General features: G+C 46.5%; 27 protein-coding genes and 1 riboswitch. Of the genes, 20 read left to right on the forward strand and 7 right to left on the reverse strand.

Features of this window, described 5'->3' with window-relative positions:
* Positions 1 to 35 precede the first annotated feature (35 nt).
* Entirely contained in the window at positions 36 to 821 is a 786-nt protein-coding gene (locus tag DT065_RS01170) for a YqhG family protein (protein ID WP_114370140.1), read from the reverse strand.
* On the reverse strand, positions 799 to 2,442 hold the full coding sequence (locus tag DT065_RS01175) for a DEAD/DEAH box helicase (RefSeq protein WP_114370142.1): 1,644 nt from the start codon (positions 2,440 to 2,442) through the stop codon (positions 799 to 801). Before DT065_RS01175 ends, DT065_RS01170 begins: the two co-directional genes overlap by 23 nt.
* A 154-nt stretch (positions 2,443 to 2,596) precedes the next feature.
* Positions 2,597 to 2,694: riboswitch (glycine riboswitch) on the forward strand.
* Positions 2,695 to 2,847: 153 nt separating this feature from the next.
* On the opposite strand from DT065_RS01175, the gene gcvT reads away from it, so the two are divergent.
* From gcvT to DT065_RS01200, 4 genes are all read left to right on the forward strand, one after another.
* Positions 2,848 to 3,948: a glycine cleavage system aminomethyltransferase GcvT gene (gcvT, locus tag DT065_RS01180; protein WP_227002684.1), complete on the forward strand. Its 1,101-nt coding sequence runs from the start codon at positions 2,848 to 2,850 to the stop codon at positions 3,946 to 3,948.
* 48 nt (positions 3,949 to 3,996) lie between these two features.
* Positions 3,997 to 5,352, forward strand: coding sequence for an aminomethyl-transferring glycine dehydrogenase subunit GcvPA (gene gcvPA / locus DT065_RS01185; protein WP_114370145.1), 1,356 nt, complete (start codon positions 3,997 to 3,999; stop codon positions 5,350 to 5,352).
* Positions 5,353 to 5,408: 56 nt separating this feature from the next.
* Positions 5,409 to 6,869: an aminomethyl-transferring glycine dehydrogenase subunit GcvPB gene (gene gcvPB / locus DT065_RS01190; RefSeq protein WP_114370147.1), complete on the forward strand. Its 1,461-nt coding sequence runs from the start codon at positions 5,409 to 5,411 to the stop codon at positions 6,867 to 6,869.
* 599 nt (positions 6,870 to 7,468) lie between these two features.
* Positions 7,469 to 8,461, forward strand: a complete 993-nt coding sequence (locus DT065_RS01200) for a S8 family peptidase (RefSeq protein ID WP_114370151.1) — start codon at positions 7,469 to 7,471, stop codon at positions 8,459 to 8,461.
* Between the two features lie 44 nt (positions 8,462 to 8,505).
* Here the strand turns inward: DT065_RS01200 and DT065_RS01205 are convergent, their stop codons facing one another.
* On the reverse strand, positions 8,506 to 8,907 hold the full coding sequence (locus DT065_RS01205) for a rhodanese-like domain-containing protein (RefSeq protein WP_114370153.1): 402 nt from the start codon (positions 8,905 to 8,907) through the stop codon (positions 8,506 to 8,508).
* Between the two features lie 139 nt (positions 8,908 to 9,046).
* Here DT065_RS01205 and lipM point away from each other — a divergent pair, with 139 nt between their 5' ends.
* Positions 9,047 to 9,883, forward strand: coding sequence for an octanoyltransferase LipM (gene lipM / locus DT065_RS01210; RefSeq protein WP_114370154.1), 837 nt, complete (start codon positions 9,047 to 9,049; stop codon positions 9,881 to 9,883).
* A 71-nt stretch (positions 9,884 to 9,954) separates the two neighbouring features.
* On the opposite strand, the gene dat is transcribed toward lipM, so the two are convergent.
* Complete coding sequence (gene dat, locus DT065_RS01215; RefSeq protein ID WP_114375963.1) at positions 9,955 to 10,812, reverse strand: D-amino-acid transaminase; 858 nt, start codon at positions 10,810 to 10,812, stop codon at positions 9,955 to 9,957.
* Between the two features lie 187 nt (positions 10,813 to 10,999).
* On the opposite strand from dat, the gene mntR reads away from it, so the two are divergent.
* The gene (gene mntR / locus DT065_RS01220; protein WP_114370155.1) at positions 11,000 to 11,416 is read left to right on the forward strand and encodes a transcriptional regulator MntR; all 417 of its coding nucleotides are present in this window, start codon (positions 11,000 to 11,002) and stop codon (positions 11,414 to 11,416) included.
* A gap of 35 nt (positions 11,417 to 11,451) precedes the next feature.
* Here the strand turns inward: mntR and ytvI are convergent, their stop codons facing one another.
* Positions 11,452 to 12,543, reverse strand: coding sequence for a sporulation integral membrane protein YtvI (ytvI, locus tag DT065_RS01225; RefSeq protein WP_227002685.1), 1,092 nt, complete (start codon positions 12,541 to 12,543; stop codon positions 11,452 to 11,454).
* Between the two features lie 249 nt (positions 12,544 to 12,792).
* Here ytvI and DT065_RS01230 point away from each other — a divergent pair, with 249 nt between their 5' ends.
* The 3 genes from DT065_RS01230 to DT065_RS01240 all read left to right on the forward strand — a co-directional run bounded on the left by DT065_RS01230 (position 12,793) and on the right by DT065_RS01240 (position 14,844).
* On the forward strand, positions 12,793 to 13,008 hold the full coding sequence (locus DT065_RS01230; RefSeq protein WP_114370157.1) for a hypothetical protein: 216 nt from the start codon (positions 12,793 to 12,795) through the stop codon (positions 13,006 to 13,008).
* A 115-nt stretch (positions 13,009 to 13,123) separates the two neighbouring features.
* Positions 13,124 to 13,681, forward strand: coding sequence for a spore coat protein (locus tag DT065_RS01235; protein ID WP_114370159.1), 558 nt, complete (start codon positions 13,124 to 13,126; stop codon positions 13,679 to 13,681).
* A gap of 278 nt (positions 13,682 to 13,959) precedes the next feature.
* Positions 13,960 to 14,844, forward strand: a complete 885-nt coding sequence (locus DT065_RS01240; protein ID WP_114370160.1) for a patatin-like phospholipase family protein — start codon at positions 13,960 to 13,962, stop codon at positions 14,842 to 14,844.
* A 37-nt stretch (positions 14,845 to 14,881) separates the two neighbouring features.
* On the opposite strand, the gene DT065_RS01245 is transcribed toward DT065_RS01240, so the two are convergent.
* Both DT065_RS01245 and DT065_RS01250 read right to left on the reverse strand, forming a co-directional pair.
* Positions 14,882 to 15,190 (reverse strand): SA1362 family protein, encoded by a 309-nt coding sequence (locus tag DT065_RS01245; RefSeq protein ID WP_114370162.1) that lies wholly within the window; start codon positions 15,188 to 15,190, stop codon positions 14,882 to 14,884.
* 20 nt (positions 15,191 to 15,210) lie between these two features.
* Positions 15,211 to 16,164, reverse strand: coding sequence for a DUF1385 domain-containing protein (locus DT065_RS01250; RefSeq protein ID WP_227002686.1), 954 nt, complete (start codon positions 16,162 to 16,164; stop codon positions 15,211 to 15,213).
* A gap of 135 nt (positions 16,165 to 16,299) precedes the next feature.
* On the opposite strand from DT065_RS01250, the gene DT065_RS01255 reads away from it, so the two are divergent.
* From DT065_RS01255 to DT065_RS01305, 11 genes are all read left to right on the forward strand, one after another.
* A complete protein-coding gene (locus DT065_RS01255; protein ID WP_114370164.1) occupies positions 16,300 to 16,788 on the forward strand; it encodes a YqhR family membrane protein in 489 nt (162 codons plus the stop codon).
* A 52-nt stretch (positions 16,789 to 16,840) separates the two neighbouring features.
* Positions 16,841 to 17,908 carry a M24 family metallopeptidase gene (locus DT065_RS01260; protein WP_114370166.1) on the forward strand — a complete coding sequence of 356 codons (1,068 nt, stop codon included), beginning with the start codon at positions 16,841 to 16,843 and terminating at the stop codon, positions 17,906 to 17,908.
* A 13-nt stretch (positions 17,909 to 17,921) separates the two neighbouring features.
* Entirely contained in the window at positions 17,922 to 18,479 is a 558-nt protein-coding gene (gene efp, locus DT065_RS01265) for an elongation factor P (RefSeq protein ID WP_114370168.1), read from the forward strand.
* Positions 18,480 to 19,102: 623 nt separating this feature from the next.
* Positions 19,103 to 20,035, forward strand: a complete 933-nt coding sequence (gene spoIIIAA / locus DT065_RS01270) for a stage III sporulation protein AA (RefSeq protein WP_160112349.1) — start codon at positions 19,103 to 19,105, stop codon at positions 20,033 to 20,035.
* Positions 20,032 to 20,544 (forward strand): stage III sporulation protein SpoIIIAB, encoded by a 513-nt coding sequence (gene spoIIIAB, locus DT065_RS01275; RefSeq protein WP_114370172.1) that lies wholly within the window; start codon positions 20,032 to 20,034, stop codon positions 20,542 to 20,544. The genes spoIIIAA and spoIIIAB overlap by 4 nt, the downstream gene beginning before the upstream one ends.
* Before the next feature lie 31 nt (positions 20,545 to 20,575).
* Positions 20,576 to 20,782, forward strand: a complete 207-nt coding sequence (gene spoIIIAC / locus DT065_RS01280) for a stage III sporulation protein AC (RefSeq protein WP_114370173.1) — start codon at positions 20,576 to 20,578, stop codon at positions 20,780 to 20,782.
* A 4-nt stretch (positions 20,783 to 20,786) separates the two neighbouring features.
* Positions 20,787 to 21,182, forward strand: coding sequence for a stage III sporulation protein AD (gene spoIIIAD / locus DT065_RS01285; protein WP_114370175.1), 396 nt, complete (start codon positions 20,787 to 20,789; stop codon positions 21,180 to 21,182).
* A 14-nt stretch (positions 21,183 to 21,196) separates the two neighbouring features.
* Positions 21,197 to 22,426: a stage III sporulation protein AE gene (gene spoIIIAE / locus DT065_RS01290; protein ID WP_114370177.1), complete on the forward strand. Its 1,230-nt coding sequence runs from the start codon at positions 21,197 to 21,199 to the stop codon at positions 22,424 to 22,426.
* 27 nt (positions 22,427 to 22,453) lie between these two features.
* Positions 22,454 to 23,047, forward strand: coding sequence for a stage III sporulation protein AF (gene spoIIIAF, locus DT065_RS01295; RefSeq protein ID WP_227002780.1), 594 nt, complete (start codon positions 22,454 to 22,456; stop codon positions 23,045 to 23,047).
* Complete coding sequence (gene spoIIIAG / locus DT065_RS01300; protein WP_114370181.1) at positions 23,040 to 23,696, forward strand: stage III sporulation protein AG; 657 nt, start codon at positions 23,040 to 23,042, stop codon at positions 23,694 to 23,696. The genes spoIIIAF and spoIIIAG overlap by 8 nt, the downstream gene beginning before the upstream one ends.
* 22 nt (positions 23,697 to 23,718) lie before the next feature.
* Complete coding sequence (locus DT065_RS01305; RefSeq protein ID WP_160112351.1) at positions 23,719 to 24,426, forward strand: SpoIIIAH-like family protein; 708 nt, start codon at positions 23,719 to 23,721, stop codon at positions 24,424 to 24,426.
* Positions 24,427 to 24,849 lie beyond the last annotated feature (423 nt).

The raw sequence follows: 24,849 nt of genomic DNA on the forward strand, positions 1-24,849 counted from the left end.
GTTTTTTCTCACCTCCAACCTCTCACTTGCAACCTCTAGTAGGTATCCTTTCGCAAATAAAAGATACCGCCGTTAATAAATGTGAGCTCGATTGCCGGTTGGTATTGTTGTCGGATGGCTTCTTTTTCCAGCCTATATGCATCATCGCTTTCTTTATCGGCTGCTTCATAAAAGCGGTCAAGCAAGGCCAAGTCGTCGTCCATTCGATTGGTGGCTTCATTTGCCCAAGCATGTGTTTGATTGCGAATATCATTGAGAAGGTATTTTTTGATCCTTTGGACCGCGCTCATCGGTTGAATCAAATGGGCCATCGTAAACGTATAATCAGGGATTGCGGAAACGAGCGGCAGTGGCCCAAGTCGTTTCATGAAATGGTCAATCGTTTCTCCGCTAATTAATTGAATGCCAAAGCTGCGGATCATGTCGCGCCTGCGGTGGCAAGTGTAGGAAATGCGCACGTTTAACCCGAGCCAAGGATATAGCGGCGTTTGGCTTTTTTCATGATGGTTTTCGTAAAGTCGTGTGACAGCGCCTTTATCAGCGGCAAAAGAAAATATTTGATGAAGACGAGGAGAGCCGAAATGCACTTTTTCTGCGGAAGGTATATCATCTCGTACAGCTGTAGACAAGTTCAATGTTAGTGGTTTCGGTTCCCCTCCTGTTTTTTCTAAGTAATGCCAGTAAAAAGGGCGGTTCATGAGCTCGAGATCGAGTGTTTTATTGAGTTGAACTTCCAATTTAGGCGGGGTGCTTTGCAGCAGTTCCGCTCCGCCGGCTTGAAAAAAACGGCGAAGGTAGTTATGAACTTCTGCCTGTTCCATGATGGTCTCCCTCCTGATTCATGAGTTCGGTTAAATGATGAAGCTTGAGCCGTGCCTCGCTTTCCGTTTCCGAATCCAACGCATTTTCTACGTAGTTTTCCAATTCCTGTCCGGAATAGCGTTCCAGAACGTCATCCAAACGTCCGATGACCCCTTCAAACAGATTGATTTTTTCATAAAGGAGGTTGAGGATGCGTGCTTCCACCGTATTGTCAATCGCGTAGTTCGTAACATGCACATCATTCTCTTGGCCGAGGCGGTGAATTCTTCCGATGCGTTGTTCCACGCGCATTGGGTTCCACGGAAGGTCATAATTGATCATATGATGGCAAAATTGCAAGTTTAGCCCTTCGCCGCCGGCTTCGGTGGCAATCATGACCGGTACGTGGTCGCGAAACAGCATGCGCATCCAGTCTTTTTTGCTGCGTTTAAAGCCGCCTCTGAATGGTACTGATCTTATCTTATGTTGGGCGAGAAACCACTGCAAGTAGAGTTGGGTTGCACGGTATTCCGTAAAAATAATCGTTTTTTCCGAAGAGGCCTGTAATTGCTTCAATACTTGCTCTGCTTTTGCATTTGTTTGGATCTCATGCATGGCCTCGACGACCGGTGTCGCTTGAGCCTCGCTTAACATCCCGTTTTTCATCATGTTTGAAATCGTCACACCCAAGGCCTCTTTACTGGAGCAAGCTTCCCTTTGTAAAGTTGTTAGCGAAAAACCGTGAAGGTCTTGCACCGTTTGTTTTAAGTCGCACACAGCATCATACATGGCGCGTTCTTCTTTCGACATTTCCACGTTGACATTTTCAACATGGCGTTTTGTCCATGTCACGTTCGTATTATCACGGCGATTTCTAACCATGACATTTTGCACGAGTTTCTGAATGTTTTCAGTTGCTTTAGCGTCGTGTTTATACCTGGATTTAAAGCTTTTTTCATCGCCGAGATGTCCGGGTTTCAAAATCGAAACGAGGTGAAAAAGTTCCTCGATGCGATTTTGGACAGGGGTGGCGGTACACAATAAACAGAAACGTTTTTTTAGAGCCTTGATGAATGCATAGTTTTTCGTATTGGCATTTTTCAACTTATGCGCTTCATCAATAATGATCATGTCATAAGGTTGTTCGAGTACGATTTCCCGGTGAGGAGAATGTTTGGCGGTGTCCATTGACGCGACGACGACATCGCATTGATCCCATACGTACGTTTTCTTTTGAGGCACGGCGGGAATGTAAAATTTTTCATTCAGCTCTTGCGTCCATTGATTCACAAGGGAAGCCGGGGAGAGGATAAGCGCCTTTTTGACGAGCCCTCGTATCATGTATTCCTTTAAAACAAGACCGGCCTCAATCGTCTTCCCGAGTCCTACTTCGTCCGCGAGAATCGCTTTGCCATTCATATCTTCAACGACTCGTCTGGCTGTTTCCCGCTGATGATCGTACAGGGAAAGTTCCGGCAAATGCGTGGGGGCGACGAGCCCGTCGAAAGAAGGGACCGCTTTCTGCGTTTCTGCTTCATAAGCGAGTCGATACATTTCCCATGATGACCAAGGGCCTTCATGTTCCAACGCCTGCTCAAACTTGTCCTCCCAATCGGCGGAAAAATGAATGTCTATGTACATAATAACTCCCTTTAACCTTTATTTTTATTAAAAAGTGTGTCAAAAAGATTGGCAATGGATAAGTGGCATGCTACACTGTATGCAACACAGGAACACCATTCCTAACTACGTTAGTGTGTGAATGTTGAACAATTTTATACATTTGTATAAGCGGATGATAGCAGAGGGAGAGACCGTTTTGTCGAACAAAACGGCGCCGAAGGAGCAAACCGGCATGGTGAATCTCTCAGGCACATGTACTTCTGTTTGACGCGACTCTGGAGAGCGCCCTCGCGGCCACCAACGAAGACAATTTTTGCCGAGAAAGGCAAAAAAGAAACTTTCTGGTAGACCGACAGAGCTTTTCAACGATAAACGTTGGAGAGTTCTGTCTTTTTTAATATAAAAATAAAGGGGGGGATGGGCGTGGCAGAAACGCAGCGTACCATTCTTTATGACAAGCATGTTGAGCTGGGAGCGAAGATGGTGCCTTTCGGAGGGTTTGAAATGCCTGTCCAATATGATTCCATCAAAGCGGAACATCGCGCGGTGAGGGACGCGGTTGGCCTTTTTGATGTGTCCCATATGGGCGAGGCATTGATTGAAGGAGCATCTGCACTCGATACGTTACAAACCATATTGACCAACGATGCGTCCAAATTGGAAGTGGGGAAAGCCCAATATTCATTAATGTGCAATGAAAAAGGCGGAACGGTGGATGACTTTCTCGTCTATCAACTGGCTCCCGAACAATACATGGTGATCCCCAACGCCGCCAATCGCGAGAAAAATATTGCTTGGCTCAAACAACACGCCAAAGCGGGGACGACGGTCAGTGACGTCTCCGATGATTACGCGCTGCTTGCATTGCAAGGGCCAAAAGCACTTGACGTCTTGCAGCCGTTAACCGATGACGACGTGGGGGCGATCGGCGTTTTCCGTTTTCAAGCAGATGTGGCGGTTGATGGCCGAAGTGCAATCGTGTCCCGAAGCGGCTACACAGGGGAAGACGGATTTGAAATCTATTGTCGTACGGCGGATGCCGGTGCCATTTGGGATGCATTGCTTGCCGCCGGAGAAAGCGCTCGAATTAAGCCTTGCGGGTTAGGTGCCAGGGATACGCTGCGTTTTGAGGCTCGCTTGCCGTTGTATGGCCAGGAACTTACGGAGACGATCAGCCCTTTGGAAGCAAACCTCGGCTTTGCGGTGAAAGTAAAAAAAGACGCCGATTTTATCGGTAAGGAGGCTTTGGCCGCAGAAAAGGAACAGGGACCGACTCGTAAGATCGTTGGCATTGAAATGCTGGACAGAGGCATCCCGCGCACGAATTACCCGATTTTTGATGCCAACGACAATGAAATCGGGCATGTGACTTCAGGTACGCAATCCCCGACCCTCGGGAAAAACCTCGGCCTCGCGATTGTGAAGGCGGATGATGCTTCCCTTGATACCGAAATCATCGTGGGCGTACGCAAACGGAAACTAAAGGCAAAAGTTGTACCAACGCCGTTTTATCCCGGGGGGTAAACCCCGGGATGTTTACAGCAGGATAAAAGACATTTGGAGGGATTCATGATGAAACAAAACCATCGCTATTTACCGATGACAGAAAATGACCGCTGGGAAATGTTGGAGACTGTTGGGGCGAGCGATGTTTCTGAATTATTTTCCGATCTACCGGAAAGCGTTCGTTCCCGTTCAAAATTAAACATACGCGAGGCTTTGTCTGAGGAAGCACTCGTCGAATATTTCCAATCGCTGGCAGCCAAAAACGAGGCGGTAAAAGACTACCCTTCTTTTCTCGGTGCCGGTGTGTATGACCATCACATCCCGTCGACGGTGGATGCGGTCCTTTCGCGATCCGAATTTTACACGGCCTATACGCCGTATCAACCTGAAGTTTCGCAAGGAGAGTTGCAAGCCATATTCGAATTTCAAAGCATGATTGCAACCCTTACCGGCATGGAAATGGCAAATTCATCGATGTACGATGGCCACACGGCGCTTGCTGAAGGCGCGCTGATGGCCGCCACACAGAAGCGAATGAAAAAGCAGACCATCTTGATCTCTGAAACCGTGCACCCGGAAGCAAGAGACGTGGTGCAAACATTTGTAAACGGTCCGAAACTTTCTTTGAACACAATCCCAAGCAATGCCGGAAAAACAGATGTTAAAGCGTTAAAAGATATGCTGAATGAGGATGTTGCCGGTGTTCTTGTGCAGTATCCGAACTTTTACGGAACGATCGAAGATCTGAAAGCCCTTCGGGAAGCAGCAGATGCTGTGGGTGCATTGCTTATCGTAAAAAGCAATCCGCTCGCACTCGGCGTTCTCACGCCACCCGGTGAATTCGGCGCGGACATCGTCGTTGGCGATACCCAGCCGTTTGGGATTATGGGTCAGTACGGCGGCCCTCACTGTGGTTATTTTGCCACGAAAAAAACCTTTATGAGAAAAGTGCCGGGGAGACTTGTCGGCGAAACTGTTGATGAAGAAGGGCAACGTGGCTATGTGATGACGCTCCAGGCCCGTGAGCAGCATATCCGACGGGATAAAGCCACCTCCAATATCTGTTCCAACCAAGCATTAAACGCGCTCGCTTCGTCGGTAGCCATGTCTGCATTCGGGAAGCGAGGCATCAAAGACATGGCGTTGCAAAATGTGCAAAAGGCCCATTACGCAAAAACGTCTTTGCAGGATGCAGGTTTTCGTCTCGTGTATGACGGTCCGCATTTCAACGAGTTTGTCGTTGATGTTGGTGCTTCGGCAACAGATGCGAATCAGTCGTTATTCGCCGAGGGGATGATCGGTGGATTGGATTTGGGCCGTTTTAATGGCGAGCAAGATCATCACATGCTCGTTTGTGTCACGGAACTGCGCACGAAGGCGGAAATCGATCGATTTGTAGAAGCGTTAAATGTTGCTAAATAAGCGTTTTTGATGCGTAACCGATGCTTTTTATAATAGAAAGGAAGTGGACATCCCTTATGAAAAAGAAAGATCAAGCGCTCATCTTTGAATTAAGCAGAGAAGGCCGCCGCGGAGCATCGTTACCGGAAAATGATGTGCCGGAGGTCGATGTCGAAGATTTATGGCCGGATGATTATGTGCGAACAAAGGAACCTGAGCTTCCGGAAGTGTCAGAGCTGCAGCTGGTGCGCCATTACACGGCGTTATCAAAACGAAATTTCGGCGTTGATTCCGGCTTTTATCCGCTCGGGTCCTGCACGATGAAATACAATCCGAAAATCAATGAAGTGATCGCCCGCATGCCGGGTCTTGCCCATCTTCATCCTTATCAACCGGAATCTCAAGTGCAAGGGGCGCTGCAATTAATGCACGAGTTGCAGGAATCGCTCGCTGCAATCACCGGCATGAAAGAAGTGACGTTACAATCGGCAGCCGGCGCCCACGGAGAATGGAGCGGGCTGATGATTATCCGTTCCTTCCATGAATCGAACGGGGATTATAACCGTACGAAAGTGATCGTCCCGGATTCCGCCCACGGCACAAATCCGGCTTCGGCAAGCGTGGCCGGCTTTGATCCGGTGACGGTGAAGACGGATGAACGAGGACTCGTGGATATGGACCATTTGCGAGAAGTGACCGGTGAGGATACGGCGGCGTTAATGCTTACCAATCCGAATACACTTGGGCTCTTCGAAGAAGACATTGTGGAAATGGCTGAAATCGTTCACAGTGCAGGCGGCAAGCTTTACTATGACGGCGCCAATTCCAACGCGATTTTAGGAAAAGCAACAGCGGGAGACATGGGATTTGACGTTATTCACCTGAATTTGCACAAAACGTTTACCGGACCGCATGGAGGTGGGGGACCGGGAAGCGGCCCCGTCGGTGTGAAAGCGGAACTCGTTCCATTTTTGCCTCGGCCATTGCTCGTGAAAGAAGACGGACAATATAAATGGGATTATGACCGGCCGTCGTCGATCGGGCGCATCAAACCGTTCTATGGCAATTACGGCATTAATGTACGCGCCTATGCGTATATCCGTTCCATGGGACCGGAAGGACTGCACCAAGTGTCCGAAGATGCTGTTTTGAACGCCAACTATTTAAGAAAACGGTTGGAACGTTATTACGATATTCCTTACCCGCAATATTGCAAGCACGAATTTGTGTTATCCGCGAAACGGCAAAAGAAACTAGGGGTACGCGCCCTCGATATCGCCAAGCGGCTGCTCGATTACGGAATTCATCCGCCAACGATTTATTTTCCGCTCAATGTGGAAGAGTGTATGATGATCGAACCGACCGAAACCGAAGCAAAAGAAACCCTCGACGAATTTGCGGATGCCATGATCACGATTGCCAAAGAAGCAGAAGAAGATCCGAATCTCGTACTGGAAGCGCCTTATGAAACGGTTATTTCACGTCTCGACGAAACAAAGGCAGCGAGAAAACCGGTATTGACGTATCAGGAGCAATAATTAGAAACGGCCCATCATTCTATGGTGGGCTGTTTTTTATTGGGGATAGAACTTTCCATCCATCCTTACATAAAGAAAAATTTTCGGTACTCATCTAGTGCAGGACGGCTGAAGTATGTGTCACATCTGGAAATGGTATTGTTCGTCGGGTCGTTGCCCTCCATCAGCCGTATAAAGGCATCGGAGGCCCGGCAACATTGTCTGAAAAAAGCATCTATACGGCCAAATCCAGTGGTCAAGGTCGAACAGCAAAAAAAGTCCGTAAAAGGCATTTATACAGCCAAATGGGGTAAAGTCAAAGTACAACAATTTATTAATCGAAATCAGGTTCGTCTTCCACTTTGTAACCCCCAAACGGAGCAGTCACTGCGTCGAGAGGGAATAGAAACGAGATGTGATGCCCCAAAACTCCAGACGCAGTGCTTATAGGGACCGTTTACAGCCAAACTAAGGAGCGCTCATGCTTGTGACCGGATAATTCGACCACTCTGCAACTCATTCTTTTTCACTAATTTCAAAAATTTAAATCATTTATGTTTGAATAACCTAAAAAAAGGTAAATGGAAGAATAATCCCGTTTTTCCGAAGGAGGAAAAAAAATGAGAAAGGCTCGCTTGATCCCTTTTAAAAGGGAAGAGGTCGTCATGACGTGTTCTGAGGTGCCGAGAGGAATTGATATGGTACAAGCTCCGGCCCTTTGGGAAGCAGCAGAGAAAGGAGCGAGACAGGTGATAGCGGTGATTGATACCGGTTGTCAACCGGATCATCCGGATTTGCAAGATCGAATCATCGACGGCAGAAATTTTACGACGGATTACGATGGGGATGAAACCAATTTTGCAGACAACAATGGTCATGGGACACATGTGGCAGGTACCATAGCTGCTTCAGAAACAGGAACGGGGGTGGTAGGAGCTGCTCCGCAAGCAGATATCCTAGCTGTGAAGGCATTGAGCGGGGGTGGAAGCGGCGAAATGGACTGGATTATTGAAGCGATTCGTTATGCGGTCGATTGGCGAGGGCCAAATGACGAATGCGTTCGTGTTATTACCATGTCTCTCGGAGGCCCTCAAGATATTGAAGCCCTTCATCAGGTGGTCCAATATGCGACAGAACAGGAAGTTTCCGTTGTATGCGCGGCCGGTAACCAAGGTGATGGGGAGGAGCATACTGATGAATTCGCGTATCCCGCAGCCTATAACGAAGTGATAGCGGTAGGCGCGGTGAATGTCGACAAGGAAATCACCGAATTTACGAATACAAACGATGAAATCGATCTTGTCGCTCCCGGTGTCAATGTGTTATCGACGTATATTGATGGTGCGTACGCAAAGTTAACAGGAACTTCAATGGCGGCCCCACACGTTTCAGGAGGTCTCGCCTTACTGGTCAATATAACGGAAAATGCATTTGGGCGAGATAAGTCAGAAGCGGAAATGTATGCACAATTAATTCGACGGACGGTTCCGATCGGCTATTCTACACGAGCAGAAGGCAACGGCCTATTAGCACTTAACCTCGTGGACCGGATCGCGGAATTCTACGAGGACGCAGAAATCGATCGACAAGAAAAAGATAAAAATATTATGTAAACCAATATATAGGGTGGAAACCCTTCGCAAGCAGCGAGGGTTTCCTACTTTTTCCTTTTTTTTATTTTGCCTGTCCATTTCTTAAATCCACTTTTTAAATAATGAAGGTTGTCATTGCCGGTTTTTTTCTTAATCACGCGCGCGGCCTGGCGGCTTCTCGCGCCTGAATTGTCATAAAGATAGACTTGTTGGTCTTTACGCACTTCCGACAATCGTTGCTTAAGTTGTGACAGGGGAACGTTCCGTGCTCCCCATATGTGTCCGCCATCATAGTCCTTCTGCTCACGCACATCGATCAATTGCGCTTTTCTGTACCCTTTGATAAATTCATCTTGGGTCAGCGGCGTGAGATAGGAAGGCGTTCGTAAGCGGCGTATAAGCATCGTAACGGCGAAAGCAATTAGTCCGCCCCAAAGAATGATTGTTAAGACATCATAAAAATCCATCTTCATTGCGCCCCCTTTTCAGTCCCCTTCATATTATAAGTAACTTATAGCTGAGACGCAAAACAAAAATCCTTATCATTTTGATCTATGGCTGAATTTGATAAACTAAGAAAGTGAACAGAAGGGCGTGAATACAAATATGGAAAAAGAAACATGGGGCTTTATCGATTTCGGGGCTTGTTCACCTTCCTATAATATGGCTTTGGATGAAATGCTTTTACATTGGCATAGCAAGGGACTTATCCCGCCGATCATTCGTTTTTATGAATGGAACCCGGCAACGCTTTCCATCGGCTATTTTCAAAAAATACATAAAGAAATCGACTTGGAAGCGGTAGAACGGCATGAATTGGGATTGGTAAGGCGTCCGACAGGCGGGCGAGGCGTTTTGCACGATAAGGAATTGACGTATAGCGTGATTGTTTCCGAAGATCATCCCAACATGCCTGCGACGGTGACCGAAGCCTATCGTGTGATCTCGACGGGACTTTTGGAAGGGTTTAAAGCTTTGGGTTTGGACGCTTATTTTTCAGTTCCCTCTTCTGAAAACGAACGGGAGGAACTTAAACAACCGCGGTCCGCCGTATGTTTTGATGCGCCTTCCTGGTATGAGATGGTCGTCGAAGGGCGGAAAATTTCCGGAAGTGCCCAAACGCGCCAGAAAGGCGTGATTATGCAACATGGCGTCTTATTAATCGACTTGGATGCGGAACAGCTTTTTGATGTCTTTTTGTATCCAAGTGAACGCGTGCGCAGACGCATGCAAAAAGCGTTTGCGGACAAAGCCGTCCCTATCAATGACTTAACAAATGAAAAATTGGATGTTAACGACATACGGACGGCATTTACGGAAGGCTTTGAACGAGGGTTGAACATTAACTTGTCCCGTTACACATTAACCCCTGCCCAAGAAAAAGAGGTGCAGGAGCTGGCAAAATCACGCTATGAAAATGAGGAGTGGACGTATCGTCGATAGGGGCCTCTCACTCCCCTGATGGGTGAAGGGTCCTACCTTCGTTTTGATTGGGGACAAGCCGGCTCAGCTTTTCATTCGCCGGTTCGTGTGCGTTCAATGTCTGCTCGTAATTTGGTTTGCAGTTGTTTGGTGACGGAACCGATTTTTATCCTTCCGTGCTTCGTCCCCCGCCATTCCTTTATAGGCGTAATTTCATTGATGGTGCTCGTAATGAAGGCTTCGTCTGCTTCAAGCAATTCCGCGGTAGTAAACGGGGTAATCGAAACAGGGAGCCCTTGTCTCTCCGCCAAATCAAGGACCACTTGGCGAGTAATGCCATTGAGGATCAAGTTGTCGGCAGGAGGTGTCATTAACTGCCCGTCTTTAACGATGAACAAGTTGGAAGAAGAGCCTTCCGTGACCGTGTCGCCCCGGTGTTGAATCGCTTCCGAACAGTCATGGTCAGCTGCTTGCCGTTTGGCCAACACATTTCCGAGAAGGTTTACGGTTTTGATATCACAACGCAACCAGCGAATGTCCTCGGTCAGATAAACCGCTATCCCTTGTTCTTGTTGGTCTAACGGTATCTCCATCTCTTTTGTGAAAGCAAAGATAAACGGTTCAATATGCCGTTCATAAAGGTGATCACGAGCCGCGGCTCCACGGGACAATTGAACATAGACATAGCCGTCATGGGTAAGTCCGTTTGTGTCTATTAATTCAATTACTCTTTCTTTTAACGATTGCTGCTCTTTGATGGAGTAAGGGATGTCTAATTCATCAGCACTTCTTTGCAGTCGCTGCAAATGCATCTCCAATTGATAAGGGTGTCCACTGTAGACACGAATCACTTCATAGACCCCATCGCCAAAATACATGCTACGGTCGTCGAATGAAAAGGACGCTTTCTCGCGGTCCATCATTTTGCCATTAAAAAGGACTTTCTCCATGTGTACCATCCCTTTCTCCCCAACGTTAGGAAGTAATGTTGTTTTCTTTTTATAATAACATTGCTTCGGAAGGATTTGCGAACACCCTTGATTAAAAACACTTTGTTGTCGCCTATCAGCGATTTATGTACAATAGGAGAGAGTGCGCGTATAGATCACAGCTAATGATAGATTTGGGGGGGCTTAAATGGCGACGGCCAGTATGGAAGATTATCTGGAGCGTATTTATCAACTAATCGAGGAAAAGGGATATGCTCGTGTTTCAGATATCGCGGACACGCTTGAGGTTCATCCATCTTCAGTTACGAAAATGGTTCAAAAACTGGATAAAAGCGGCTATCTCGTTTATGAAAAATATCGAGGATTGGTACTCACCGCAAAAGGAAATAAAATCGGTAAACGGTTGGTTTATCGGCATGAATTGCTCGAAGATTTTTTACATATAATCGGCGTTGACGAAAATTATATTTACCGTGATGTTGAAGGCATCGAACATCATCTCAGCTGGGACGCGATTGATCGGATCGGGGACCTCGTTCAATATTTTCATGAGGATGAACGTCGATTGAAAGCATTGCAGGAACATCATAAAACCCCGGAATGAACGAACAACATTCGAAAAGCAAAAGCGAGCCGCCCTTAATCCGGATGGTCTCGCTTTTTTTCTTCATCTGCCAATTTTAAATCAAACAGTCCGGATTCTTTTGCTGATTTAAATGCCATATATACGAATGGGCCAAGAATCAAACCCATCACTCCGAAAAACACAAATCCGAAATACATGGAAAGAATGGTTGGCAACGCGTGAAGACCAATGGAATCGCCAAGTACCTTCGGCTCTACAATCCGGCGAATGACAAGCAAAATAATGGCCAAAACCGTTAACTGGATCCCCATCGTCACGTCCCCGATGATCATCGCAACGATTCCCCATGGCACCAATATCAAGGCAGGGCCCACATAAAGGGGAATAATATCAACGATCCAAACGAGAAAGGAAATGATTAATGCAGGTCCGGGTGCGATGTAGAGCAAACTCAGATACGTAAGAATGAAAATCCCCAGGCTCATAATAAATTGAGCCTTCCACCATCCGAGAAAAACCTTTCCCATTCGTTTAAACACATAACGTAGTTTATCCGAGGTTTCGCTTTTGAACATATTGTAGAAATTGTCTTTAAGCCTCGGCAAATCAAGGCTGAATAAAAACAAGGTAATTAAATAGACGAGTCCGACAATGAGCATGTTCGGGACGGACATGATGAATTCGTATAAATAGGCAACAAAATTGGTCGACCAGTTAAGGACCGTGTTAATCGCATTGTTGGCCAGTTCATCCACCGCACGAACAATTTGTGGTCCTTGGGGATATTCAGCAATGAATTGATCAAATGCTTGAATGCGTTCATCTATAAACAGCTCGATTTCATTTATGTATGCCGGAATTTGTCTGGACCAATCAATCAAGCTTTCAATTAAGTAGGTTAACATGATGTAGATCAAAAATGTGCTCACGATCAGAAATGCGGTAAAAACAATGGAAACGGAGAGAAGCCGTTTGTGAATGTTTACCTTTTTCATTAAAAATTGAACCAATGGTTCAAAAATCATCGCGGTTAGTAACGCGAGCAACACCGGCATCAAGGAAGACAGGTTAAAATAGACGAACAGCCCAACGAGGATGAGTGCAAAGATGATTACTATCCGTTTCATGAGTGGTTTATGTATCAATGACAACCTCCTGGGGAAAATGTGGCTTTTCATTCGTTACGTTCTGCAGACCGTTCTTCATTATATCAGACATAGCATCTTAAACGTAGGGTAATAGAAAGAAATTTCTCGTTGGAAATTTTGTATCGTCGATGAGCCCGAGCGCCGTAATCGAAAGGCCTATTTTCCGCCTCCCTCCTCATCTCCCCAAACGGATCGAGGTTCGAAGACATATATTGTAGAGAATCTGAATTATGGGGAGGGATCTGTATGGATATGCAAAAGCTGATGAATGTAATGGTAGAACGGGTGCTGGCAAAACGCAATGTTACAAAAGAATCCGTCGACATTACGGAAGAGGAAAAATCGCGTATTCGCGATGTTGTGGAAAATATCCAGGAAGAAGTAAACGATTTTCTAGAAAACCAAACGACTACAGTATCGAATGAAGAAGATGCTGAAGCGGATGAAAACAACGATTCATAACGATGAACAAAGGCCTTGAAAAAAAATCAACGAATGAATCATGGCGTTCTGTCCACGCAAATGACAGCTGAGTGTCATATCGTATAGTAGACTTTTAACAAGGAGGGAAAATCATATGTCCATCCATTTAGGGCAACATCGAAGCCGAAGTTTCTATAGTCCGCAACAGTGTCAAGGCAGTTGCTATGATCCAAAATACTGTCAGGGCAATTGCTTTGATCCGAAGCCGTGTCAGGACGAGAAAAAATGGAGCGCATTGTACGATGATCGGGAAAAGCATCCTATGTGTCCCGTAGAAGATGAAGGCATCACACAGGAAGCCACCCAAACGAATAAAGAAGTGCAAGTGTCGGAAGATTTTATGCTGATAAAAGATTCTTGTGACGTTAATGTTACAACCACGGACGTTCAAGCCGCTGTCAATTTGCAAGCAGCTTTGCAAGCCGCGATTGTATTGGTGGTCCGTATCTCGCTCGCCGGTTCCGATGACGCTGAAGACGTCACGCAAGAACTTATGCAGACATCGAAAATCAAGCAAAGAACATCCCAAAAGACTATTATTGAGAACTCCCGTGATGTCAACGTGACTTCTACAGACGTGCAAGTGGCGCTTAACATCCAACTCTTGTTGCAAATATTAATCGCCCTTGTTGTTACTTTGGATATTCTCTAAGATATGCAGGTGAACGCCCGAGTGGAACCTAAACCCAATAGGAACATTCGGATCACGTGATGATAGCCTACAAGGAAGTCGGAATTTGCTATGCCAGACTGAGGGGTTTGGCATAGCTTTTTTAGGGCAACTAGGCACGAACGGTAGACACAGTATGCTTACGGCAAAGCACACATAAAAATGGGGGCACGCAAGCGAATCATGATGATTTTCATCGGACAATTCGCAAAAGCCAAACGCTTGCATAGGGTAGATGTGTAGAGGCAGGTGATGGAACGGTGTTCATTGACGGTGTATTTGCGGGCGGAGGAGTGAAAGGATTCGCCTTTATCGGTGCTTTGGAAGAACTCGAAAAGCGCAAATTTAGATTCAAACGTGTCGCCGGTACGAGCGCCGGGGCTCTAGTTGCCAGTTTGATTATGGCGGGGTACACGAGCGAGGAATTAAATGATGTTATGGAAGAATTGGACCCGGAAACCTTATTGGACCCAACTCCCTGGACGCGACATTTTCCGTTGTTGTTAAAATGGGCGGGGGTCTATTGGGGACTGGGTTTATATAAAGGCAACCGCTTGGAAGAGTGGCTTGGAGAAAAATTGGCGGCGAAAGGCATTCGCACATTTAACGATTTACCGAAAAAATCGTTGCGGATTGTAGCTTCGGATTTAACGAGGGGCCAGTTGCTCGTTATTCCCGATGATCTGCATGTGTATGGGATCCTCCCCGAGACATTTCCCATTGCGCGAGCGGTGCGCATGAGCTGTAGTTTGCCGTATTTTTTCCAGCCGGTAAAACTTTTTGATAAAAACGGGGAAGCGGCGATGATCGTAGATGGCGGCATTTTAAGCAATTTTCCCATGTGGCTTTTTCAGAGAGAAGAGCGGGTGAAGCGCCCTCTCCTTGGTTTTCAATTGAACCCGGAGCCCAATGATACGAAAAATACGATCGGAAACGCCCTGGAACTTTACAGCTCTGTGTTTGAGACGATGCAAAAAGGCCGCGATGCCCGCTACGTGGAAAAACATAAGCAAGAAAACGTTGTTTTTATCCCCGTGAATCGTATAAAAACAACGTCCTTTTCCCTCACAAAAGAAGATCGAAAGCGGCTCGTCCAGCTTGGGAGAGAAGAAACACAAAAGTATTTAAAAAGTTGGAGCGGATAATAAAAAAGCAACGCGCGAGAGGAAAGTCGCACGTTTCTTATTTTTTTCGATTGCCGTTGATTACTTTTAAGTGCCTTCTTTTCTTGCGGTGGTTGCCTCTCGCGACTTTTTTTTGCTTTTGCCGCTGCTTGCTCTGTTTTAACGCTTTGCGATAATTGCTGGTCATGCCGCTTCGTCTCGGCAATACCAAGCGTGTTAATAAAAAATAGAGACCGACGGCGATCAACGCGGTAATGACGAGTCCGATGAAAAAACCGCCCGGATTGTTGGCGAGTTGGTAAATAAGACCGAGCGCCGCTAATCCCAAAATCACGATGATCACCGGGTGCCGGACAGCATTCGCCATACACTCACCTCCCGTGATAATTAAACGATACGGCCGCCAACCTTTTTCTCGTCTTCCAGTTCTTTTTCACGTTCCAGCATTTTTTCAAACGAAGAGATGGAGACTTCCACTTGATCATCCTTTGGCTGTTTGGTCGTAAGCAACTGCAGCCATAAACCCGGAAGGCCCAGCCACTTTAGCACAGGGATGTTTCTCAATTTGTTCGTTCCCTGGAGTACCTCATAAGAAACGCCCAATACAACGGGGATCAGCAGGAGGCGATGGACGACCCGTTCAATCACATTGTCAAAAGGGACGAGGAGATAGATCATCACGCCGATGATAACAGTAAAAAGCATGAAACTGCTGCCACAGCGATAATGGAGCCGGGAATGTTCCTGAACGTTTTCAATGGTCAACGGTTTCCCCGCTTCATAGGCATTGATCACTTTGTGTTCGGCCCCGTGGTATTGAAACACACGTTTGATCAGCGGCATAAATGTGATCAAGTAAATGTAGCCGACGAGAATGAGAAACTTAAAAAACCCTTCGAGCAAGTTCTGAGCTACGTGGCCCGGAAAAATAGGGGAAAACAATTCCGCAATAAACACGGGAATCGCGGTAAATAGAATATTGCCGAACAGAAAGGCAAATACACCTACAGCGGCAACTCCAAAGATCATGGCTAATGTTGAACTTTTTTCTGCCGATTCGATTTCTCCATCGTCATCGGGGTGGACGTCCAAGCGATCAGAGGAATAATTGAGGTGTTTATTGCCAACGGAAGCAGCTTCAATCAAGGCAACGGTTCCTCTTACAAACGGAATTTTTTTAAGCTTTTGCAGGACCGGACGGTTAACCTTACGTTCTTCATAATATTCAATGGCATTATTTTTTCTGCGGATAGCGGAAACGGTCATTCGCTTGCCGGCAAACATTACGCCTTCGATGATTGCTTGTCCGCCATATGCAGGCTTTTGGTTTTGCTGACTCAAGACGTTCACCAGCCTATTCAGAAGTGTCGCTATCTATTTTACATGAAAGAACCTTCAACCTCCATCTTTTCGCAAAAATAATTAGTAGGCATGATTCGATCACTGAGCGATCATACTAACGAATGAGGTGATCGAATGAAGGAAAACCGTAAAGAACCGAAAGGGATTCCCTTTGCCGTAAAAGTGTTGATTACCGGTCTTTTCGGAGGCTTGTTATGGGGTTCCATTTGGTATGCTGCTTACTTTTTCAATTTTACCGATGTGGGGCCTTCGCTCTTTTGGATGGCTTGGTCATTGGGCGATTGGGAGGAGCAAATGGTTGGCCAATGGGCGGCTGTCGGTATATTTTCGCTTTTGTCCGTTGCTGTTGCGTTTTTTTACCGGTACGTTCTTGCCCGTATAAAAGGAATGTGGATGGGTTTTTTCTTTGGGATCATTTTATGGATCCTCGTTTTCTTCGTTGCGAACCCTCTATTCGCTGAATTGGAGCCGCTTCTTGAAATGGAAGGAATTACGGTTGTGACTACCCTTTGCTTATTCATTATGTATGGCTTGTTTATCGGCTACTCTATTTCCTACGAATACGAGTTGTTAGAATTTGAGCGCAAGTACGGAAGAAATTAAAAATATATGCTAAAATGGGGAATGTTGATCGCTACCAAAAGGAGGAAAAACAATGAAGTGTCTCGAACTGGTTCGTACGCAGTTGGAACAGGAAGGCATTGACGCCCTTCTAGTGGAAAGCCCGACAAACAGAAGGTATATAACGAATTTTACGGGAACGGCAGGAGCCGCACTGATTACTGCCCATGATGCTTTCTTTGTCACGGATTTTCGGTACGTTGAACAGGCAAAAAGTCAATGCGAAGATTTTACGGTCGTTCAGCATGAGAACGAGATGAGCAAAGAAATAAATAAACTCTTCAAAACGGAAAATGTATCTTCCGTCGGATTTGAAAAAGCGTATACCACGTATGAAAAATACGAGAGGTATCAAGAGGCTTTTGACGTAAAACTTGTCCCGGTTGCCGGGATCATCGAAAACCTTCGTTTGTTTAAAAGCAACGACGAGTTAAAAACGATGCAAAAAGCCGCGGATATTGCCGATGCCGCCTTTGAACATATTGTTACGTACATAAAGCCCGGTATCCGTGAACGCGAGATCGCCAACGAGCTTGAATTTTTTATGCGAAATCTCGGAGCTGAAGCTTCCTCCTTTGACATCATCGTCGCTTCCGGTGAGCGTGGCGCACGCCCGCACGGGGTTGCGAGCAACAAACAGGTAGAAAATGGCGATATGATTACGATGGATTTTGGCGCTTATTATGAAGGGTATTGTTCCGATATGACCCGAACCGTGGCCGTCGGGGAACCGAGCGATGAATTACAACACGTCTATGATACCGTTTTAAAGGCGCAACTCAAAAGTTTGGAACATATTAAAGCGGGCATGACAGGGATAGAAGCTGATGCCATCGCCCGGGACTACATTTATGCCGAAGGGTATGAAGGCTATTTCGGGCATGGGCTTGGCCATGGCCTCGGCATGGACGTCCATGAAGAGCCCCGTTTGTCGCCGAAAGGAAACCTGCAATTAGAACCCGGAATGGTCGTTACGGTTGAGCCGGGGATCTATCTCCCGGGCAAAGGAGGCGTCCGGATTGAAGATGACATTGTTATTACCGAAGATGGAAATGAACGACTGACGTTATCGGATAAATCATTGAAAAGGATTGAACCATAAGGGGGAGGAAAAAATGGTATCGGTAAATGATTTCAGCACCGGACTAACGATTGAGGTTGACAACGATATTTGGACCGTTGTTGATTTTCAACACGTAAAACCGGGGAAGGGTGCAGCTTTTGTCCGCTCTAAACTGCGCAGTTTGCGTACGGGAAACATCCAGGATAAAACATTTCGCGCCGGTGAGAAAGTCAATCGGGCACATATCGAGAAAAATCGCATGCAATACCTTTATGCAGATGGCGACACTCACGCTTTTATGAACATGGAAACATTTGAACAAATCGAGCTTTCAAGTGAACAGATTCAATACGAACTTAATTTTTTAAAAGACAACATGGAAGTACAAATGATTTCCTACGAAAACGAAACGCTTGGCGTTGAGCTTCCGAATTCGGTTGAACTGGCTGTAATCGAAACGGAGCCCGGCATAAAAGGAAACACCGTCTCTGGCGGATCGAAACCGGCAAAACTTGAAACCGGGTACACCGTGCAAGTACCGTTATTTATTAATGAAGGCGAAACGCTCGTCATCGACACCCGCAAAGGGGAATACACGCAAAGAGCCTAGCACAGAATGGTTGAAACAAAGACTCCGAAAAGGAGTCTTTTTATTATGCATTTAACGCTTCATGAAGCCCAAAATCAGAGAAAAAGACGGGGATTCGGTCGCCATGGATGATTCATGGGGTCTTCTACCGTTCCGGAATTGTGCCCCACTTCAAAAACAGAGCGATGAGCGTTCCAATGTTCTAGAAATCTGACACACCTCAAATGCAGATCGTTGGGCTGCTTCATCACGTGAACTTGGACTATACCTTAAAATTTCACATACCGTAATAAAATCATCATAATGTCATCATACCAAACCGGATCGATCGACTAAGAATCTTTCGCATGAACCCGGTTAACCTCTCATAAACATGTACAACAGAAGCTGTCCATTCCCAGCCAGGTAAAGACTGCGCTGTAGAGAACAACTCCAAACGGCGGTTCTAATATGGATCTAGTTTCATACATTGTACATGCAGACTCCCATGGGGTTTTTTATACTTTAAGAATGTCTTAACTGTGGTTAAGGATTAAAGTATAGGAAAAACGATGGCATCCGCCATCCGGATTTGGCGGAAAGCCAAGTGTTTCTAATGGGAATCGATGGTGTTCCCTGAGTTGATAGATGGGGGTGGTGAAGAAATGCCCTATACGCAAAAGGAAAATACCATTGTTTCAAAACAAACGATTGTTGCCCTTGTTCCCGGGCGATTCAAAGAAAATATTCGAGTTGCTTTACGGTCATATGATCTGGAAGAAATTCGTTTTCGCGTGAACCGCCCACCTGAACTTGTTTATCGAAACGACGCTTATTTTATGGGTGCCGAAACGCTATCAACAAATGATGCAGAATTTATCATGAATCAGTTAAGCCAACATTCCTTATACGCCTTTGAAGAAGAATTGCGCAACGGTTTTCTTACGTTGGCCGGGGGTCATCGAGTGGGACTGGGCGGGGAGACGATCGTGGAAAATGGAATGGTGAAAACATTAAAACATGTACGATCCTTTAATGTACGGATCACGCGGCAAATGAACGGCGTTGCCGGTCGTTATCTCACAGACTTGTTTCACGGGCAATGGCGGAATACGTTAATTGTTGGTCCGCCTCAATCAGGAAAAACAACGCTTTTGCGTGATATTGCCCGTACGGCCAGTTATGGTCAGCAAGCAAAACAAATGACTCCAATCCCACCACGGAAAGTGGCCATTGCTGATGAACGTTCGGAAATTGCCGCTGCATTTGAAGGAGTGCCGCAACATGATCTCGGGCCGCGAACCGATGTGTTGGATCGTTGCCCGAAAGCCGAAGGAATGATGATGCTTGTCAGAGCGATGAGCCCCGATCTACTCATCGTTGATGAAATCGGGAGTGAACGTGATAAATCAGCGTTACGGGAAGCGATGAACGCCGGGGTTTCGGTCATTTGTAGTGCCCACGGGCGCACGGTTGAAGATATGGAAGACCGAGCGCTCCTTCGGACATCGTCCGGTCGTCCGCTTTTTGATCGCTTGCTTCTCCTCGACGGAAACAAACGCGGGAAGCTCATCATCCCAAAGAAGGTGAGCGTGTGAGGTGGCTCGGCGCCCTTCTCGTCCTAGTATCGCTAACAGCTGTCGGATTTGACTGGGCTCGGAGGCTGTCGGGACGTTCTCGGCAAATCCGGCAGCTCTCGACAGCTTTACAAATGTTGGAAGCAGAAGTGATGTATGGACATACACCGCTACCGGTTATTTCCCGAAAGTTGGAACAGACATTGGAATCGCCACTTTCCCGGATCTTTGCCACCTTTGCACACGTTTTAGAAACAGAAAGCACGGATGTGAAGGAGGCTTGGGATCGAAGCATTGAATGGCATTGGTCTTCAACCGCTTTACGCCACAAAGAGAAAGAAGCGCTTTTCCAGTTCGGACAAACGCTTGGCCGGCACGGGCGCGAAGAACAGCGCAAATATATTCAACTCACACTTGCCCATTTGCGTTCCGAGGAATTTGAAGCCATTGAAGATCAACGAAAATATGAAAAAATGGCGAAATCATTGGGTTTTCTCGGAGGATTACTCGCCATCATTGTCATGATTTGAGAACACGGGCGCTTCGAAGGGGGGAAACGCGGTGGGATATGATGTGGACACGATTTTTCAAATTGCAGGCATCGGCATCGTCGTTGCCATGATTCACACCGTTTTAAAACAAATGGGCAAAGAGGACTGGGCACAATGGGTTACTCTGATCGGGTTTGTCGTGGTGCTCTACATGGTCGCTACCATTGTGGACGATCTTTTCCAAAGAATCCGTGGCATCTTTCTTTTTATAGGGTAGTCCAATGTCCGCAGAAATGATTCAAATCGTTGGAATCGGCCTTATTTCTGTATTTCTGGCAATGATCGTTAAAGAACAAAAGCCGGCGTTTGCTTTTTTATTAACGTTATTTGTCGGTGCGATGATTTTTCTTTTTTTGCTCGATCATATCGTAACCGCTTTTCAACTGATTGAAACATTGGCAAATGAAGCGAATATCAACATGGTTTACCTTGAGACGATGCTTAAAATTATCGGGATTGCCTACATTGCAGAATTTGGAGCACAAATTGCCAGGGATGCGGATCAAGGAGCGATTGCACAAAAAATAGAGCTTGCCGGGAAGGTTCTGATCGTTGTGATGGCGATCCCTATATTTAACGTTTTAATTGAAACGGTCATTTCCTTGATTCCGGGGTGAAAGAGTGGGTCGATATGAAAAAGCAATGGACAATGTTGTTCTTGATCGTCATCTTGATAAGCGCTCCTTTCGTTGTATCAGCGGAAGAGGATGCCGAAAGGGAACAAGGATTGTCCATCGAAGACGAAGAGAACGTGCCGTCGGCCGAGGAAATGCTCGATGAACAAATGGACGAGCAGATGGATAGGCTTGGACTTTCGGAGATTGAAACATTCTGGGAAGATATTCGCACGGAATACGAATCGTTTTTGCCTGAAAGCCAACGTGGAGAATTGAGTGACTTCATCCAAGGGGAGAGGCAGTTCAATCCTGCCGATTGGGGACAAGCTTTTCTTCGTTTTATTTTCCACGAAATTACCTCGAATTTGGCGTTGCTTGGCACATTGTTGCTTTTGACCGTTTTCACTATGGTATTGCGCGCGTTGCAAAATGCGTTTGAACATGCAGCCGTCAGTAAAATCGCCTACAGCGTTACGTTTACGGTACTTATCATTATTGCGATGAATAGCTTCTATGTGGCCATGTCTTACGCCCAGGAAGCGGTACAAAGCATGGTGACTTTCTTGATGGCCCTCTTGCCGATGCTCCTGTCTCTGTTGGCTATCACCGGTGCCGCATCATCTGCTGCCTTGTTTCATCCATTAATCATCGTTCTTGTCAATACGAGCGGGTTATTAATCGATCGTCTCGTGTTGCCGCTATTATTCGTTTCGGCACTTTTGAGCGTTATTAGCACGATGAGTGAAAAATTTCAATTATCGAAACTGGCTGCACTTATTCGCAATGCGGCGATGGCAATCTTGGGGGCGTTTTTAACAGTCTTCCTGGCAGCAGTTTCCGTCCAGGGGGCAACGGCGGCCGTTACCGACGGAATTACCGTGCGTACGGCAAAATATATCGCCGGAAACTTTGTGCCGGTCGTCGGTCGCATGTTCACGGACGCGACGGATACAGTGATCGGGGCATCATTACTATTAAAAAATACAGTCGGGGTAGCCGGACTGGCGATTCTATTTGTCATCATTGCCTTTCCGGCGCTTAAGATTCTCGCCCTCGCGATTATTTTTCAACTATCAGCCGCTGTCATGCAACCGCTTGGAGGGGGGCCGCTTGGAACGTGCCTTAGTTTATTTGCGAAAACCGTGTTATTTATGTTTGCGGCCGTGGCAGTTGTTAGTTTAATGTTTTTTCTCGCGATCACAATTATTATCACATCCGGCAACTTGTCGTTAATGGTGAGGTGAGAGACAATCGCCTATTTTAATGAATGGATAACGACGTTAATCGTCTTTTTGCTCATTGCTGTCATTCTTGAACTATTGTTGCCGACATCTACGATGAAACGATATGCGGATTTGATCCTCGGTTTAATAATGATGATTTTAATATTGCAACCGGTGTTTGATTTGCTAAACCGGGAGCCGGAGACATGGTTCGATTGGGGGGATTTTCAAGTGACGGAAGGGGTCGATGAAATGGAAATTGCCATTGATGAGAAGAAAAGTGAAATACAAGCGAGTCATGATGCATATATTTCTGAACAAGTAGGTGCTCGTCTTGGCAGGGAGGCTGAACAGGCGTTGGAAGATGACTTTAACCTTGGCATAAAAGAGATTTCGGCAGCCACGGATACCGAATTGGAAGTCGCTGTGGTTGTCGGAGAAGTAGACGAGCAGGAAGCTGAAACGGTTGCCGTTCAGCCTGTGGACGAAATATCCACGGATGATGCAACCGAAACTGCCGATCACACGCGTACAGGAGAAGATCGTGAGACCGAGGAGGTGCGTGCACGTCTTGCTGAAGTATGGCAAATCGAGGAAAGCAACATTGACGTCAGCCTGGAGGAGGAGGGGCTGAATGAGTGAAGAAAAACCATCATTTTCCAAATGGTTGCCGTCCGCGGATGGTTCTCGAAAATTTCGTTGGTATTATTTGGGTGGATTGCTTGTTGTTGGCATACTATTTATGTTTATTGGTACGAGCGGAGGTGATGAAGAGGAAGAACTCGGTGGAACTCCTTCCTCCTTATCCGGTCTGAATGAGGATCGAGGGGAAGCGGACGTTCTCGATCATGATACAGAGGGTGATGCTAATCAGCAACACAACTTTGGAGATATTGCAGCGCTTGAACGCGCGTATGCCAATCAATTGGAAAGGGCGCTCGAATCCATAAACAGACTATCCGGCGTTGACATCGTTGTAAACCTGGAAGCTTCGGAAAGCAAAGTGTACGAAAAAGACACGACCAGCCGAGAACAAATAACGGACGAGACCGATACGGAAGGTGGCTCGCGCACGTTGGAGGAAGGAACGGACGAAGAAACACTCGTCCTCATCCAAGAAGGAGATGCGGAACAACCTTTGCTCATTCGTACGGAGAAACCCGACGTCACCGGAGTTCTTGTCGTTGCCGAGGGGGTTGAAGAACTTGATCTTAAAGAATCCGTGATCGAGGCTGTGACCCGGACACTGGATGTTCCCGCCCACCGTGTATCAGTACTATCTAAACAGTAAAGAAAGGATGAGTGATTTGGTCTTGAAAAAACAAACGGTATGGCTGTTGACGATGCTAAGTTTAGTTGCTGTTCTCGGCGTTTACTTCTTCACACCTGATGGTCCCGCGGAGCACGAAACGGCCCTTGTCAGTGATGAGGGAGCGGACTTGGAAGAATTTGAAGGCGATCTTTGGGAACAGTTTTTGGAAGAAAACCCTGATAGTTCCGTCGTTGTAGAAGAATGGGAAGAAGACGGTGAACCTGCTGAAAGTACCGAAGAAGCACCTGTGAAGGGAGAGGAACAAGAAGAGCCGCCTGCCGAAGAAGATCCTTCTTCCGAGGAAGAAACAAACGAAGAGATGGAAGTTTCCGCGGGCTCCCCGGATAGCAGTGACTGGTTCAGTGCCTTGCGCATTCAACGTGAGGAAAATCGCAGCGAGACAAGAGAACACTACACGGACGTGCTGGCTTCCAGCGATGCAACGACAGAAGAGAAAAATGAAGCGCAGGAAGAGCGGGAAAGGATGCAATCAATCGCTGATCAAGAACATGCGCTAGAGCAAAAGATCCAATCCCAAGGCTATAACGAGGTCATCGTCATGAGTGAAGCGGATGAAGTTCGGATTCTTGTTGAAGCGGAAGAGCTATCCAGAACGGAAGTCGTGGAGATTAACCGGATAGCAAGCGAAGAGCTAGGTGAACGTCCGGTTTCCGTAGGGTATCACTATGATGAAAACGAAACAGGCTAACTTGTCGGGATCCGTCAGCGGGTCCTTTTTTTTATGCCCCTATCTTCGCACGACATATCATCGCATGGCGTTGAGTTGAACATGACGCCCGAAGTTCGTGGGAATGCGGTGGATCAGGTCAGTCACGATGGGTTTTCGTTCATACGTCGGCATCTAGATATTTAAAACTGCCGAGGCTGAAACAAAGTTCTTCATAAAGCCCCTCTCAACCGTAAGAATCCTTGTCCAAAGGATGAAATGAATATCGCTACGTGCTATAATCAACCATATAAAGTGAAACTTCCATCATAAGGGAATTTTCCTCGTATGATGGATAGTTGAACCAATCGGGGTGTTAGTCGCTCGTTTAATCGGAGGGCAGATTTCAGAAACCGGAGGTCGGAAAACCCAAAAATCTTGCAGGAAACAAAGAATGGTCTTTCG

It is taken from the genome of Salicibibacter kimchii, from assembly GCF_003336365.1.
In the GTDB taxonomy this organism is placed as follows: domain Bacteria; phylum Bacillota; class Bacilli; order Bacillales; family Marinococcaceae; genus Salicibibacter; species Salicibibacter kimchii.

Excerpts from the sequence above, each read along its gene's own strand:
- DT065_RS01170 (WP_114370140.1), bottom strand. The coding sequence starts at position 821 with ATGGAACAGGCAGAAGTTCATAACTACCTTCGCCGTTTTTTTCAAGCC.
- DT065_RS01175 (WP_114370142.1), bottom strand. The coding sequence starts at position 2,442 with ATGTACATAGACATTCATTTTTCCGCCGATTGGGAGGACAAGTTTGAG.
- gcvPA (WP_114370145.1), top strand. The coding sequence starts at position 3,997 with ATGAAACAAAACCATCGCTATTTACCGATGACAGAAAATGACCGCTGG.
- gcvPB (WP_114370147.1), top strand. The coding sequence starts at position 5,409 with ATGAAAAAGAAAGATCAAGCGCTCATCTTTGAATTAAGCAGAGAAGGC.
- DT065_RS01200 (WP_114370151.1), top strand. The coding sequence starts at position 7,469 with ATGAGAAAGGCTCGCTTGATCCCTTTTAAAAGGGAAGAGGTCGTCATG.
- DT065_RS01205 (WP_114370153.1), bottom strand. The coding sequence starts at position 8,907 with ATGGATTTTTATGATGTCTTAACAATCATTCTTTGGGGCGGACTAATT.
- lipM (WP_114370154.1), top strand. The coding sequence starts at position 9,047 with ATGGAAAAAGAAACATGGGGCTTTATCGATTTCGGGGCTTGTTCACCT.
- dat (WP_114375963.1), bottom strand. The coding sequence starts at position 10,812 with ATGGAGAAAGTCCTTTTTAATGGCAAAATGATGGACCGCGAGAAAGCG.
- mntR (WP_114370155.1), top strand. The coding sequence starts at position 11,000 with ATGGCGACGGCCAGTATGGAAGATTATCTGGAGCGTATTTATCAACTA.
- DT065_RS01230 (WP_114370157.1), top strand. The coding sequence starts at position 12,793 with ATGGATATGCAAAAGCTGATGAATGTAATGGTAGAACGGGTGCTGGCA.
- DT065_RS01235 (WP_114370159.1), top strand. The coding sequence starts at position 13,124 with ATGTCCATCCATTTAGGGCAACATCGAAGCCGAAGTTTCTATAGTCCG.
- DT065_RS01245 (WP_114370162.1), bottom strand. The coding sequence starts at position 15,190 with ATGGCGAATGCTGTCCGGCACCCGGTGATCATCGTGATTTTGGGATTA.
- DT065_RS01255 (WP_114370164.1), top strand. The coding sequence starts at position 16,300 with ATGAAGGAAAACCGTAAAGAACCGAAAGGGATTCCCTTTGCCGTAAAA.
- DT065_RS01260 (WP_114370166.1), top strand. The coding sequence starts at position 16,841 with ATGAAGTGTCTCGAACTGGTTCGTACGCAGTTGGAACAGGAAGGCATT.
- efp (WP_114370168.1), top strand. The coding sequence starts at position 17,922 with ATGGTATCGGTAAATGATTTCAGCACCGGACTAACGATTGAGGTTGAC.
- spoIIIAA (WP_160112349.1), top strand. The coding sequence starts at position 19,103 with ATGCCCTATACGCAAAAGGAAAATACCATTGTTTCAAAACAAACGATT.
- spoIIIAD (WP_114370175.1), top strand. The coding sequence starts at position 20,787 with ATGTCCGCAGAAATGATTCAAATCGTTGGAATCGGCCTTATTTCTGTA.
- spoIIIAE (WP_114370177.1), top strand. The coding sequence starts at position 21,197 with ATGAAAAAGCAATGGACAATGTTGTTCTTGATCGTCATCTTGATAAGC.
- spoIIIAG (WP_114370181.1), top strand. The coding sequence starts at position 23,040 with ATGAGTGAAGAAAAACCATCATTTTCCAAATGGTTGCCGTCCGCGGAT.